9 protein-coding genes are annotated in these 13,314 nt (G+C 64.2%); 3 read left to right on the top strand and 6 right to left on the bottom strand.

The annotated features are described in order from the left end of the window. Nucleotides 1-17: 17 nt before the first annotated feature. The 5 genes from LB559_RS29500 to LB559_RS29480 all read right to left on the bottom strand — a co-directional run bounded on the left by LB559_RS29500 (nucleotide 18) and on the right by LB559_RS29480 (nucleotide 9,183). Nucleotides 18-1,124, bottom strand: a complete 1,107-nt coding sequence (locus tag LB559_RS29500; RefSeq protein ID WP_224675618.1) for a DNA topoisomerase IB — start codon at nucleotides 1,122-1,124, stop codon at nucleotides 18-20. Nucleotides 1,125-1,208: 84 nt separating this feature from the next. Then, nucleotides 1,209-2,093 (bottom strand): transglutaminase N-terminal domain-containing protein, encoded by an 885-nt coding sequence (locus LB559_RS29495; protein ID WP_013529827.1) that lies wholly within the window; start codon nucleotides 2,091-2,093, stop codon nucleotides 1,209-1,211. Nucleotides 2,094-2,096: 3 nt separating this feature from the next. Beyond that, nucleotides 2,097-4,508: a circularly permuted type 2 ATP-grasp protein gene (locus LB559_RS29490; protein WP_224675617.1), complete on the bottom strand. Its 2,412-nt coding sequence runs from the start codon at nucleotides 4,506-4,508 to the stop codon at nucleotides 2,097-2,099. Between the two features lie 6 nt (nucleotides 4,509-4,514). Beyond that, the gene (locus LB559_RS29485) at nucleotides 4,515-7,874 is read right to left on the bottom strand and encodes a DUF2126 domain-containing protein (RefSeq protein WP_224675616.1); all 3,360 of its coding nucleotides are present in this window, start codon (nucleotides 7,872-7,874) and stop codon (nucleotides 4,515-4,517) included. A 112-nt stretch (nucleotides 7,875-7,986) separates the two neighbouring features. Further along, nucleotides 7,987-9,183 (bottom strand): acyl-CoA dehydrogenase, encoded by a 1,197-nt coding sequence (locus LB559_RS29480; RefSeq protein ID WP_224675615.1) that lies wholly within the window; start codon nucleotides 9,181-9,183, stop codon nucleotides 7,987-7,989. 137 nt (nucleotides 9,184-9,320) lie between these two features. Here LB559_RS29480 and LB559_RS29475 point away from each other — a divergent pair, with 137 nt between their 5' ends. The 3 genes from LB559_RS29475 to LB559_RS29465 are packed head-to-tail and all read left to right on the top strand — an operon-like array spanning nucleotide 9,321 to nucleotide 10,840. Beyond that, entirely contained in the window at nucleotides 9,321-10,217 is an 897-nt protein-coding gene (locus LB559_RS29475) for a LysR family transcriptional regulator (RefSeq protein WP_224675614.1), read from the top strand. Nucleotides 10,218-10,270: 53 nt separating this feature from the next. Continuing rightward, entirely contained in the window at nucleotides 10,271-10,525 is a 255-nt protein-coding gene (locus LB559_RS29470; RefSeq protein WP_224675613.1) for a type II toxin-antitoxin system ParD family antitoxin, read from the top strand. Nucleotides 10,526-10,528: 3 nt separating this feature from the next. Continuing rightward, nucleotides 10,529-10,840, top strand: coding sequence for a type II toxin-antitoxin system RelE/ParE family toxin (locus LB559_RS29465; RefSeq protein WP_024502672.1), 312 nt, complete (start codon nucleotides 10,529-10,531; stop codon nucleotides 10,838-10,840). A 58-nt stretch (nucleotides 10,841-10,898) separates the two neighbouring features. On the opposite strand, the gene LB559_RS29460 is transcribed toward LB559_RS29465, so the two are convergent. Continuing rightward, nucleotides 10,899-13,226, bottom strand: coding sequence for a Tex family protein (locus LB559_RS29460; protein ID WP_224621561.1), 2,328 nt, complete (start codon nucleotides 13,224-13,226; stop codon nucleotides 10,899-10,901). Nucleotides 13,227-13,314 lie beyond the last annotated feature (88 nt).

Raw genomic sequence — 13,314 nt, 5'->3', positions numbered from 1 at the left:
ACCGTCGGCCGCGTCGGTCAGCTTTCTCCCAGTTTCAGCCATCGCAGCACGAGAGCTTCCTCGTCATCGAGACCGGCAATCGCCCGTTTGCGCTTGTTGGCCTGCGCCATTTCATCCAGCAACCGTCCCTCGGACCACGCTTCGAAGACCCGCGGATGGATATAGCATTTGCGGCAGACGGCACGCGTATTGCCCAGCCGTTCGGCAACCTTGTCGATGACGCTGTTCATCGCCCTGTTTCGCTGCGCCTGGCTTTGCGGCAGTTCCGTTTGCGCAAACAGTGACGCGGCGTGAATGGTGCCGCCCCAGGTGCGGAAATGCTTCGAACTGAAGGCGTCACCGACCGCCTCACGGATATAGCGGTTGACGTCCTCGGAGCGGACCGGCCGCCTGTCGCCGTCCTCATCGAGATACTGGAACAGCTTCTGGCCTGGCAGGTCCTGCGCGCCACGCACAATCCTGGCGATGCGGCGGTCGGCCAGCTTCAGCTTCCACTCCTTGCCCGACTTGCCCTTGAAGGCAAAGCGCAGGCTTGAACCGACAATATCGACATGCCGGTCGCGCAACGTGGTCAGCCCGAAGCTCTTGTTGTCGCGGGCGTAGGCGGCATTGCCGACGCGGATCATCGTGTTGTCGAGCAGCCAGACAACCGCGGCGACGACCCGCTCGAACGGCAAGCCACGACGGCGCAGATCGCTATCGACCCTGTGCCGCAGGTCCGGCAGGCTCTCGGCGAAAGCGACAAGGCTCGAATATTTGGCACCATCGCGTTCTTCGGCCCATTGCGGATGATAACGATATTGCTTGCGTCCCCGCTGGTCCCTGCCGGTTGCCTGGATATGGCCGTCCGCGTCGGGCGAAATCCACACATCCGTCCAGGCCGGCGGAATGACGATCGCCTCGATGCGGGCTTTGGTGGCGTCCGAAACCGTCCGTCCGTCCGGTCCCTTGTAGGAAAACCCCTTGCCTGTCTTCAGCCGCCGGATACCAGGCTCGGCATCGCTGACATAACTAAGCGACGCATGATCGGCCGAGCTTTGTGCCCCGTTTTTGAACACACCATCTGGCGATAAAGCGTCCTCGCCAGCCGGTCGGCCGGGCGACATTCCGGATTTCTGCAACATGTCGGCTCCACGCGAATTCCGTAGATAAGCCACTGGCCGACCGCTGGTTCCACGCGCCGTCCGAAAACGGTGTCGAGCCTGCCTTCAGGCTTTCTCGAGCACAACCGGAATGACATCGACAGCCTGCTCGCCGACCTGTCCCCCCGTGGTCTTGAGCACGCCGACGATCGGCGCTACGTCCGAATAGTCGCGGCCGTAGCCGACGGTGATATGGTCGTTGCTGGCCCGCATGCCGTTGGTCGGATCGAATTCCTGCCAGCCTGCGTCGCGCCCGCACCAGACCTTGACCCAGGCATGCATGGCATCGGCGCCTTCCAGCCGGGGCTTGCCCTTCGGCGGGATGGTGCGCAGGAAGCCGCTGACATAGCCAGCGGGAATGCCGAGCCCGCGCAGGCCGGCGATCATGATATGCGAAAAGTCCTGGCAGACACCGCGCTTCAGCCTGAAGGCATCGCTGGCCCGGGTCCGCACCGTCGTCGCCTCGCCGTCATAGGTGAAATCACGATGAATGCGATGGCACAGGTTCATGGCCGTGCTGGCGGCGGAACCGGCGATGCTGCTGCGTGCGTAGGCAGTGATCGCATCGTCGATGCCGGCATGGGTGCTGGCCGTCAGGAAATGGTGCGGTGCATCAGGTGCCAGAGACCGCACCGCGGCGAGCTCCTGCCTGAGCCGGGCGATATCGGGCGACACGTCGAGCCCGGGCTCGGGCCGAGACACCGACACGCGGGCGCTCATCCTGATGTCGAGCGCATCATGCGCATCGCGAAAGGCGATCGAGGTGACGTTGTTGCCGAAGAAATCGGAAAAGTCGGAACGCTCGTTGGGCGCCGGCGCAAAGGACAGTGATGCGGCGATGACGCGCTGCACGCCTGATATCGTCGACGGCAGCACGCGCACCTGATGACGACCGCCGCCGGCAGCGGAAGCGTAATCATAGTGGAGATGAAGCCTGATATCGTAGAGCATGATTTATCCGAAATAGGCTTTGGCGAGGCTGTTGTAGAGGCCGCCGATTTCGTGGGCGAGCTCGTCCAGCGCCTTTGCCGTCATATCCGAAGGCTCCTTGATGGCGATCTGGGTGTTGAGCTGCAGGATTTCCTTCGCCGCCGGCGACATTTGCCCCTCCCCGCCGAGCGACGGCAACAGGCCGATTTCGGCCTTCAGCCTTTCGAGCTGGAACAGGATGGAGCGCGGGTTAAGCGGATCGAGCGCCAGCAGGTCGATCACCGTGCGCCGGCCGGCCTGCACCGGATATTGGCGGCGATGGGTCATCACGCTGTCGCCGATCTCCAGCATCATGTCGAGCGCGCCGTCCGGCGCCTTGGCGCTGGTCAGCCGCGACAGCGTGCGGGAGATCTGGATGCCGCGCTCCAGCCGGCGGCCGATCTCGAGGAAGCGCCAGCCGGCGAAGCGGTACATGTTCTCGTGCAGCAGGCCGGAAAAGCCAGCGAGCTTACGCAGGATGACTGTCATCGCCCGGGTCGCGTCGTCGCCGGGCGCGACCGTCGTTGCGAACTGATGGATGGTTTTCGACAGGTCCTTCAGCGCCAGCCAGCCGTCGGGCGAGAAGCGGTCGCGAATCTGCCCGGCGCTGTAGACCGCGCTATCCAGCGTGCCGATCAGCCCTGACGGGATCGCCGTCTCGACGTCGATGCCGAAAGGTTCGAGATAATCCCTGATGTCGGCGAGCAGCGGCATGTCCGGGTCGGACGTTTCGGCGAGCCGCACATGGTAGGCGCGCAGGATGCGCACCGTGTCTTCCGAGCGCTCGATATAGCGGCCGAGCCAGGTCAGGTTCTCCGCCGCGCGACTGGGCAGGCTGCCGGGCCTGGTGCGGCTGAAACTGTCGCCTTCCTGCGGCAGCAGCGTCTCGCGCTCCACCGGTTTGTCGCTGACAACCCAGACATCCGCCGCCTGGCCGCCACGCTGCATGGCGATCGCCGTCGGGTCGAGCGACAGGCCGATGCGGGCAAAACCGCCCGGCATCACCGTCCAGCCCTCCGGCGTTCGCGCCAGGTAGACGCGCAGGCTCGCTGGCCGCGGCTCCAGCCACCCGCCGACATAGACGGGCGTCGTCGAAAGCGTCACCGCTTCCTGGCCGACAAAATCGCCGCCATCGCGTTCGATGCGCGCCACCAGCTCCGCCCGCTCTCCGGCCGACAGCGCCGAGCCGAGCTTCGTTGAATCGTCATCCTCGAAGGCAAGTCTCGTCGACAGCGCCGGCCCGATCACCATGCGATCGATGTTGGCCAGCACATGCGCGCGTTCGGTTGCTTGCCCGCACCACCATGTCGCGACGCTTGGCAGCAGCAATTCCTCGCCCCGCAAGGCCCGTGAAATCTTGGGCAGGAAGGCGAGCAGCGCACGCGTCTCCATCAGGCCGGAGCCAAGCGCATTGACGGTAGCAACCGCGCCCTGGCGGATCGCCTCGACCAGGCCCGGCGTGCCGATCTGCGAATCCGGGCGCAGTTCGAGCGGATCGGCGAAGGCGGCATCGAGCCGCCGCCACAACACGCTGATCGGCATCAGGCCGGAAACCGTGCGTACCATGAGCCGGCCGCCTGAAACGGTCAAATCCTCGCCTTCGAGCAGCATGATGCCAAGGTAGCGGGCGATGTAGGCGTGTTCGTAATAGGTTTCGTTGAGCGGCCCCGGCGTGAGGATGGCGACGCGGCCGTTGGTCTCCTTGGCCATGCCGATCAGCGCGTCGCGAAAACGGCGGAAAAAGCCGGCAAGGCGGTGCACATGCATCTCGCCATAGATGTCGGACAGCGCGCGTGTGGTGGCGACGCGGTTTTCCAGTGCGAAACCGGCGCCGGACGGCGCCTGCGTGCGATCACCAAGCACCCACCACTGGCCGTCAGGTCCACGGCCGAGCTCGAAGGCGCAGAAATGCAGGAAGTGGCCGCCGGCCGGCTTGGTGCCGACGACAGGCCGTAAATATTCGGGGCTGGCGGCGATCAATCCCGCCGGCAGGATGCCTTTTTCGACCAGCCGGTTCGGCCCGTATATATCGGCGATGGTTTCCTCGAACAGTTCGGCGCGCTGCACGAGGCCGGCGCTGATCGCCGCCCACTCGCTCTCTTCGATGAGAACCGGGACATGCGCCAGCGGCCATTCGCGTTCATTGGCGCCGGCCTTGTCATAGACGCGGTAATAAACGCCGGCATCGCGCAGATACTGGTCGGCGCGGGCAAAGCGCTGGCCGAGCTTTTCAGCACCGAGTTCCTCGAGCGCCTCGACAAAATGCTTCCAGGCCGGGCGAGGATTGCCCGATGCATCGACCATCTCGTCGACGACGCCGTCGATGGGCTGGTAGTGCTCCAGCAGGCTGTGGGTCTGCGGCTTGCCGCGTCCCCTCTTGTGATTCCCCTTTGCCATCGCTGATCAGAGTCTTGCCGGCCGCCGAAGGTCAAGGGTCATCGGGAAATCTTCCGCCGGTTGTTCTTCACGGATCACATAGGCGGATGGCGTATGACCACGCGGTTCGAAGCGGGCGAGCCGCCGGGCTTCCGCCTCGTTGCCATTGACCGGAAAGGTATCGTAATTGCGCCCGCCGGGATGGGCGACATGGTAGACGCAGCCGCCGACCGCTCGGCCCGACCAGCGATCATAGATGTCGAAGACCAGCGGCGTGTTGACCGGCAGCGCCGGGTGCAGGCCCGATGCCGGCTGCCAGGCCTTGAAGCGCACGCCTGCCACCGCCACTTCGCGATTGTCAGTGACCTTCATCGGCACGATGCGGCCGTTGCAGACGACTGCGTGGCGCTCCGGGTTCAGCCCTTCGGTCTTGACCTGCAGCCGTTCGACCGAGGAATCGACGAAGCGCACGGTGCCGCCGATCGCGCCTTGCTCGCCCATGACATGCCACGGCTCCAGCGCCTGGCGCAGTTCCAGCTTGATGCCGGCATGCTGAACCTCGCCGCAGAACGGAAAGCGGAATTCGAGCTGGGCATCGAACCATTCGGGACGGAACTCAAAACCGTTGAGCTTGAGGTCGTCGAGCACGTCGAGAAAATCGGCCCAGACATGATGCGGCAGCATGAAGCGGTCATGCAGCGATGTGCCCCAACGCACGAAACGGCCGTCGAGCGGGCTCTTCCAGGCACGGGCAATGATAGCGCGGACCAAAAGTTGCTGCGCGAGGCTCATGCGCGCATTGGGCGGCATCTCGAAGCCGCGGAATTCGACCAGCCCCAGCCGGCCGGTCGGTCCGTCGGGCGAGAACAGCTTGTCGATGCAGATTTCCGAACGATGCGTATTCCCGGTGACGTCGGTCAACAAATTGCGGAACAGCCGGTCGACCAGCCATGGCAAGGGTGCGTTGCCCTGGTCTGGATGCGGCACCTGCGCCATAGCGATCTCAAGCTCGTAGAGCGAGTCGTGACGTGCCTCGTCGAAGCGTGGCGCCTGGCTGGTCGGCCCGATGAACAGGCCGGAGAACAGGTAGGACAGCGACGGATGGCGCTGCCATTGCAGCACCAGGCTCTTCAGCAGGTCCGGCCTTCGCAGGAACGGGCTGTCATTGGGTGTCGCACCGCCGACCACGACATGGTTGCCGCCGCCGGTGCCGGTGTGGCGGCCATCGATCATGAACTTGTCTGCGCCAAGCCGTGTCTGCCGCGCCTCCTCGTAGATCGCCGTCGTCGTCGCCACGCAATCCTGCCAGTTGGAAGCAGGATGGATGTTGACCTCAATGACGCCTGGGTCAGGCGCGACGCGGATGACGTTGAGGCGCGGATCGTGCGGCGGGCCATAGCCTTCGATGTGCACGGGAAGGCCTATCGCCTTCGCCGCGTTCTCGGCCGCCGCGACCAGTTCGAGATAGTCTTCCAGCGCCTCGACCGGCGGCATGAACACGCAAAGCCGGCCATCGCGCGGTTCGACCGAAAGTGCGGTGCGCACCGCGCCGCCGATCTCGGTGATCTCCTGCTCGACCCGCTCCTGCTGGCCGGTCGCAGCGGTGAACGATGCCGCCTGCTGGCGGCGCGCCATCTCGTCGGCGCCTTCCAGTTCGGCTGGAGCCGGTCCGGCCAGTATGGCTTCACGCGCGGGCAGCGGGCCGCGTGGCAGTGACGGATCGACCGGCACGATATAAGGGAATTGCTCCGGCGGCACATAGGGCAACGTGCCGAGCGGCAGCCGGTAGCCGACCGGTGAATCGCCTGGCACCAGGAACAGCCGGCCACGCCGCGTCTTCCATTTTTCCGAACGCCAGCGCGGATCCGATGCCTGGCTGTTCCAGCGCTGGACGGGGAGCACATAGCCGGACGGTTTGGTCAGCCCGCGCTCGAACACTTTCGCCATGCGGCTGCGTTCTTCCGGATCCTCCAGCCTGGAGTTGGACGGATCGACATTGTCGGGCAGCTTGCCTTCCTTGAGCAGCCATTCGGCCGGATCCTCATAGGCTTCGCTGACCATGGCTTTGTCGATGCCGAGCTCGCCGGCAATCGCGGTGAGCAGGCTTTCGGCCTGCTTCGGGCCGATATCGGCCTCGCTCTTTTCGCGTGCGATCAGCGACGGATCGCTCCACACCGGCTGGCCGTCGGCACGCCAGTAGAGCGAAAAGGTCCAGCGCGGCAGGCTTTCGCCCGGGTACCATTTGCCTTGGCCGTAATGGAGAAAGCCGCCCGGCGCAAAGCGCTCGCGCAGTTTACGGATCAGTTCGTCGGCCTTTTCGCGCTTGGTGGGACCGACGGCGGCGGTGTTCCATTCGGCCGACTCGAAATCGTCGATCGACACGAAAGTCGGCTCGCCGCCCATCGTCAGCCGCACGTCGCCGGCGGCAAGTGCTTTATCGACCTTGTTGCCCAGAGCGTCGAGCGCCTGCCAGCTTTCGTCCGAAAATGGCTTGGTGATGCGCGGATGTTCGGCGATGCGGTCGACCCGCATCTCGAAGCCGAATTCGACATTGGCGAAGCTCGCCATGCCGGAAATCGGGGCCGCGTTGCGGAAATGCGGCGTGGCGGCCAGCGGCACATGGCTCTCGCCGGTGAGCAGGCCCGAGGTCGGATCGAAGCCGATCCAGCCGGCGCCGGGAAGATAGACCTCGCACCACGCATGCAGATCGGTGAAGTCGACGGCGGTTCCGGCTGGACCGTCCAGCGCCACCAGATCGGGCTTCAACTGGACCAGATAGCCGGAAACGAAGCGCGCCGCGATGCCGAGATTGCGCAGGATCTGCACCAGCAGCCAGCTCGAATCCCGGCACGATCCCTTTTTCGCGGCCAAGGTCTCTTCCGGCGAGAACACACCGGTTTCCATGCGCACGATATAGGCGATCTCGCGCTGCAGCCGCGCGTTGAGATCGACCAGGAAATTGACGGTGTTGGCAGCGCTGCGATCGATGGTCTTCAGCAGCGCCGACAGCAGCGGTCCCGCCGGCTCCGGAGTGCGATAGATGGCGAGATCGTCGCGTATTTCTTCCGGATACTCGAACGGAAACGCCTCGGCCGACGGCTCGACGAAGAAATCGAACGGATTGTAGACCGTCATGTCGGCGACGAGGTCAACCTCGATCTTCAACTCCGTCACCGGCTCCGGAAAGACAAAGCGGGCGAGGAAATTGCCGTAAGGATCCTGCTGCAGATTGACGAAGTGGTTCGCCGGCTCGACCTTGAGCGAATGGCTCAGCACCTTGGTACGGGAATGCGGCGCCGGCTGCAGCCGGATGATCTGGGGCCCGAGAACCACCGGCCGGTCGTATTTGTAATGGGTCAGGTGGTAGACGGCTGCCAGAATTGCCATGGGGCCCCGGAATTCAGCGTTTCAAACGATTTCGCTGAACCCTGACACATCTGGCGACCATTCTCCAAGCAGAGATGTTGCGGTGCACCTAATTTAAGCAACGGTTGCCGGCTCAGAAAAATGCCTGCAACCCCGTCTGCGCCCTTCCCAGGATCAGCGCATGCACGTCATGCGTGCCTTCATAGGTGTTGACCGTCTCAAGGTTCTGCGCATGGCGCATGACGTGGTAGCCGATCTGGATGCCGTTGCCGCCATGCATGTCGCGGGCCTGGCGGGCGATGTCCAGCGCCTTGCCGCAATTGTTGCGCTTGACGATCGAGATCATTTCCGGCGCCATCTTGCCTTCATCCAGCAGCCGCCCGACGCGCAAGGACGCCTGCAATCCCAACGCAATTTCGGTCTGCATGTCGGCAAGCTTCTTCTGGTAGAGCTGCGTGCCGGCCAGCGGCTTGCCGAACTGCTTGCGGTCGAGACCGTATTGGCGGGCGCGGTGCCAGCAATCCTCGGCGGCGCCCATCGAGCCCCAGGAAATGCCGAAGCGAGCCCGGTTGAGGCATCCGAACGGTCCGCCAAGGCCCTTTGCGTTGGCCAGCAGCGCGTCCTCGCCGACCTCGACGCCTTCCATCACCACTTCGCCGGTGATCGACGCCCGCAGCGACAGCTTGCCGCCGATCTTCGGCGCCGAAAGCCCTTTCATGCCCTTTTCCAGCACGAAGCCACGGATCTCGTCCTTGCCGTTCTCGCCCTTCAGCTTCGCCCAGACGACGAACACATCGGCGACGGGCGCGTTGGAAATCCACATCTTCGAACCGGACAGCCTGTAGCCGTTGGCGGTCTTCTCGGCGCGCGTTTTCATACCGCCCGGGTCGGAGCCGGCATCCGGCTCGGTCAGGCCGAAACAGCCGATCCACTCGCCGCTGGCGAGCTTGGGCAGGTACTTCTTGCGCTGTTCGTCCGAGCCATAGGCATAGATCGGATACATCACCAGCGACGACTGCACTGACATCATCGACCGATAGCCGGAATCGACGCGCTCCACTTCGCGTGCGACCAGCCCGTAGGTGACGTAGTTCGCGCCAAGCCCGCCGAATTCTTCAGGGATGTTGATGCCGAGCAGGCCGGCCTCGCCCATTTCACGGAAGATCGCGGTGTCGAAGGTCTCGTTGAGGTAGGCGTCCTCGATCCGCGGCGCCAGTCTGTCGGCGGCGAAGGCGGCCGCCCCGTCGCGCACCATGCGCTCGTCTTCCGAAAGCTGGCCCTCGATCAGGAACGGGTCTTCCCAGACGAATGCGTTCTTGTCGGCGGCCATCGCGTTTCTCCCAACCAATGCATGTCGCTCAAAACGATGACATGCATGAAGCAAAATGTTGGCCCGTTCTATCGGCCTGCGCCTCGAAAAAATCAAACGAAATTGATTCACCGATCAATGATCGTTAGGAATGGATCATGAGTGTCCAACGCCGCCTTTTGCCCAACATCAGCGCCCTTGCCGCCTTCGAGGCTGTGGCCCGGCTCGGCAGTTTCACCGCCGCCGCCCAGGAGCTCGATCTGACCCAAGGCGCGGTCAGTCGACAGATCAGGTTACTGGAAGATCAGTTCGGCCGCCGGCTGTTCGAACGCGACAGCCGCAATGTCAGGCTGTCGACATCGGGCGAGATCTACGCCGAGGCGGTGCGTTCAGCACTTGGGCAATTGCGTGACGCAGCCCTTGGATTGATGAGCAATCGGCATAGTGGTATCCTGAACCTTGCCATTTTGCCGACCTTCGGCACGCGCTGGCTGATGCCGATGATCCCCGATTTCGTCGAAAACAATCCCGATATCACCATCAACTTCGTCACCCGCGTCGGCCGCTTCGATTTCGCCAGGGAGAGGCTGGATGCCGCCATCCACTACGGCCTGCCGGATTGGCCGGAGGCCGACTCGACACTGTTGGTGCGCGAAACCGTGGCGCCGGTCGTGTCGCCCGAATTCCTCGCCGGCCGCGCCATCGCCTCACCGGCCGATATCGGCCGCCTGCCGCTGCTGCACATGGCGACGCGTCCTGGCGCCTGGACCGAATGGTTCGAGCATCAGGGCCTGAGCGCGCCGACCGGACCCGGCATGCAGTTCGAACAGTTCGGCACCGCCGCCCAGGCCTGCATGGCGGGGCTCGGTGTGGCGCTGCTGCCGTTGATCCTTATTGCAGGCGAATTGCAGCGCGGCCAGCTGGTGCCGGCGCCAGGCCAGCCCATGCAAAGCCGCAGTGCCTACTATCTCGTCGTCCCGCACGACAAGCGCGGCCATCCGCCGGTCGCCAGTTTTCGCGACTGGCTGCTGGGTCAGGTCGCACGTCAAATTTGACTTGGCCGGTTTATCAAAAATTGATAATATTGGATAAAGCGAAAGGAGAGACCATGCCTGCAAGCTACAGCATCGGCACCCACTATGAGACATTCGTTCGCGAGTTGGTGGAAAGCGGCCGCTATGCCAGCGCCAGTGAGGTTATGCGCGATAGCCTGCGCCTGCTGGAAGAGCGCGAAGAACAGCGCAAGGCAAAGCTTGCTGCGTTGCGCGCGGATATCCGCAAAGGCGTGGAAAGCGGCCCAGGTATCCCTGCCGAAGAGGTATTTCAGCGGCTGGAAGCAAAATACCGCGGCGGAAAGCCGTGAACTATGGCGGTCATATTTGCGCCAGCCGCCGCGCAGGACGTCGAAGAGATCAGCGACTACATCCATGCTGAAAATCCGGCTGCGGGTCGGCGCTTCATTGCCGCGCTCAGGGAACGCTGTAGCCGCATTGCAGACGTGCCGCATGGCGGCGTCCCCCGCCCGACCCTATGGCCCGGCCTGCGCTCCTTTGCATTTCATCGCTATGTTATTTTCTACACCACCGACGGCGATGAGGTGCGTGTCGAGCGCGTCTTGCATGGTGCCCGCGACATCCCAACTATTCTTGAGGGAGGACAGCCACTCAATGGCTCTTGAACTCCACGCCTCCCTGTCTCGTTGGGCTGGAACACTCATAGGGCTCGTCGCAGAATAGCTACTTTCGCTTCAGCGCATCCGCCAAAGCAGCACCGAACGCTCCCTGTTGCGCCGGCCGCTCCGGCTGGCGTTGCTGGGGTGCCGGCGAACGTGGTGCCGGCCTGCCGCCACCATTGTCGCGCGGTCCGCTGCGCGGAGCACCACCCTCGCCGCTATCCTTGCGCATGGAAAGCGCGATGCGCTTGCGCTTGATGTCGACATCGACGACGCGCACCTTCACCACGTCGCCGGCCTTCACCACCTCATGCGCATCCTTGATGAACCGATCGGCCAGCTGCGAGACATGCACCAGCCCGTCCTGATGCACGCCGATATCGACGAAGGCGCCGAAGGCGGCCACGTTGGTGACCGTGCCTTCCAGCAGCATGCCGGGCTTCAGATCCTTGATGTCGTCGATGCCGTCGGCGAAGGTCGCCGTCTTGAAGCCTGGGCGCGGGTCGCGGCCGGGCTTTTCCAGCTCCGCCAGGATATCGCGCACCGTCGGCAAGCCGAAACGCTCGTCGACGAAGACGCGTGGGTCGAGTGCCTTGAGCGCGGCACTATCGCCCATCAACGACCGCACATCGCGCCCGCAGGCAGCGACGATCTTCTTCGCCACGCCATAGGCCTCCGGATGCACCGACGAGGCGTCGAGCGGCTCGCTGCCATTGGCAATGCGCAGGAAGCCGGCGGATTGTTCGAAGGCCCGAGGTCCGAGCCGCGGCACCTTGAGCAGGTCCTTCCGGCTGGCGAAGGGCCCGGTCGCATCGCGATGCGCAACGATCGCGTCGGCCAGCGATGCGCCCAGACCTGAAACGCGCGCCAAAAGCGGCGCCGAGGCAGTGTTGAGATCGACGCCGACGGCATTGACCGCGTCCTCGACCACCGCTTCCAGCGAGCGGCCGAGCCGGTACTGGTCGACATCGTGCTGGTACTGGCCGACGCCGATCGATTTGGGTTCGATCTTGACCAGTTCGGCCAGCGGATCCTGCAGCCGCCGGGCGATCGACACGGCGCCGCGCAACGACACATCGAGGCCGGGGAATTCCGCCGCCGCCGTCGCCGATGCCGAATAGACAGAGGCGCCGGCCTCGCTGACGATCACTTTCAGTGGCTTCGGCCCGCCGTCCGCCGGCATGTCGGACAGCATGTCGGCCACCAGCTTTTCCGTCTCGCGGCTGCCGGTGCCGTTGCCGATCGAAATCAGCTCGACCTTGTGCTGGCGGATGAGCTTGGCGAGTTCCGCCTGCGTGCCGCGCACATCGTTTCTGGGCGGAAATGGATAGACCGTCGTCGTTGTCAGCACCTTGCCGGTGCCGTCGACCACCGCCACCTTGACGCCGGTGCGGATGCCGGGGTCGAGCCCCATCGTGGCGCGCGAGCCGGCGGGAGCGGCCAGCAGTAGATCCTTGAGGTTGCGGGCAAAGACGTGGATCGCTTCCTCCTCCGCCCGCTCGCGCAGATCGCGCATCAAATCGAGCGTCAGATGCAGCGACAGTTTTATACGCCAGGTCCAGCCCGCCACCTCCATCAGCCATCTGTCACCCGGAAGGCTGCCGCCGATGGCATAGGCATTGGCGATCATCCGCTCGACCGGCTTCACCGGTGAGGTGTCATCGGCATCGACCTCGATGTCGAGCGACAGCACTTCCTCGTTGCGGCCGCGCAGCATCGCCAGCGCGCGATGGCTCGGCACATTTGCCCAACGCTCGACATGGTCGAAATAATCGGAGAATTTCGCGCCGGCCTCCTGCTTGCCGTCGACCACCCTGGCGCGCATGAAGGCGCGCTCCTTCATGTAGCTGCGCAATTTGCCGACCAGATCGGCATTCTCGGCGAATTGTTCCGACAGGATGTCGCGCGCGCCCTCGAGCGCCGCCTTGGTATCGGCCACCTCTTCGCTGACATAGGCCAGCGCCAGTTCGGCAGGCACCAATGAGCGGTTCGCCAAGATGGCTTCGGCCAGCGGCCCCAGCCCGCGCTCCCTGGCGATCTCGGCCTTCGTCCGGCGTTTGGGCTTGTAGGGCAGGTAGATGTCCTCAAGTTCCGCCTTGGTGGTGGCGGCGACGATCTTGCCTTCAAGCTCCTCGGTCAGCTTGCCCTGTTCGCGGATCGAGCCAAGGATGGTGTCGCGGCGCGCGTCGAGCTCGCGCAGATAGGCAAGGCGTTCGGCAAGATCGCGCAATTGCGTGTCGTCGAGCCCGCCGGTGACTTCCTTGCGGTAGCGCGCCACGAACGGCACTGTCGCGCCCTCATCGAGCAGTTCGATCGCCGCGGCCGCCTGTTCGGGCCGTGCGCTGATCTCGGCCGCGATGATGGCTGCAATGCGCTTGATGTCGGATGCCATGTCGTTCCTGCTCTCATCCAAAGAGCGGCGACCATAGGCGCAGACGTCCGGCCCGCCAACCGCCGCGCTTCGATCAGCCCGGCGGGTC

The organism is Mesorhizobium sp. BR1-1-3 (assembly GCF_020165455.1).
GTDB lineage: Bacteria > Pseudomonadota > Alphaproteobacteria > Rhizobiales > Rhizobiaceae > Mesorhizobium > Mesorhizobium ciceri.
Note: the sequence above shows the minus strand (reverse complement) of the source record. Positions and strands in the feature narration are given on the sequence as shown.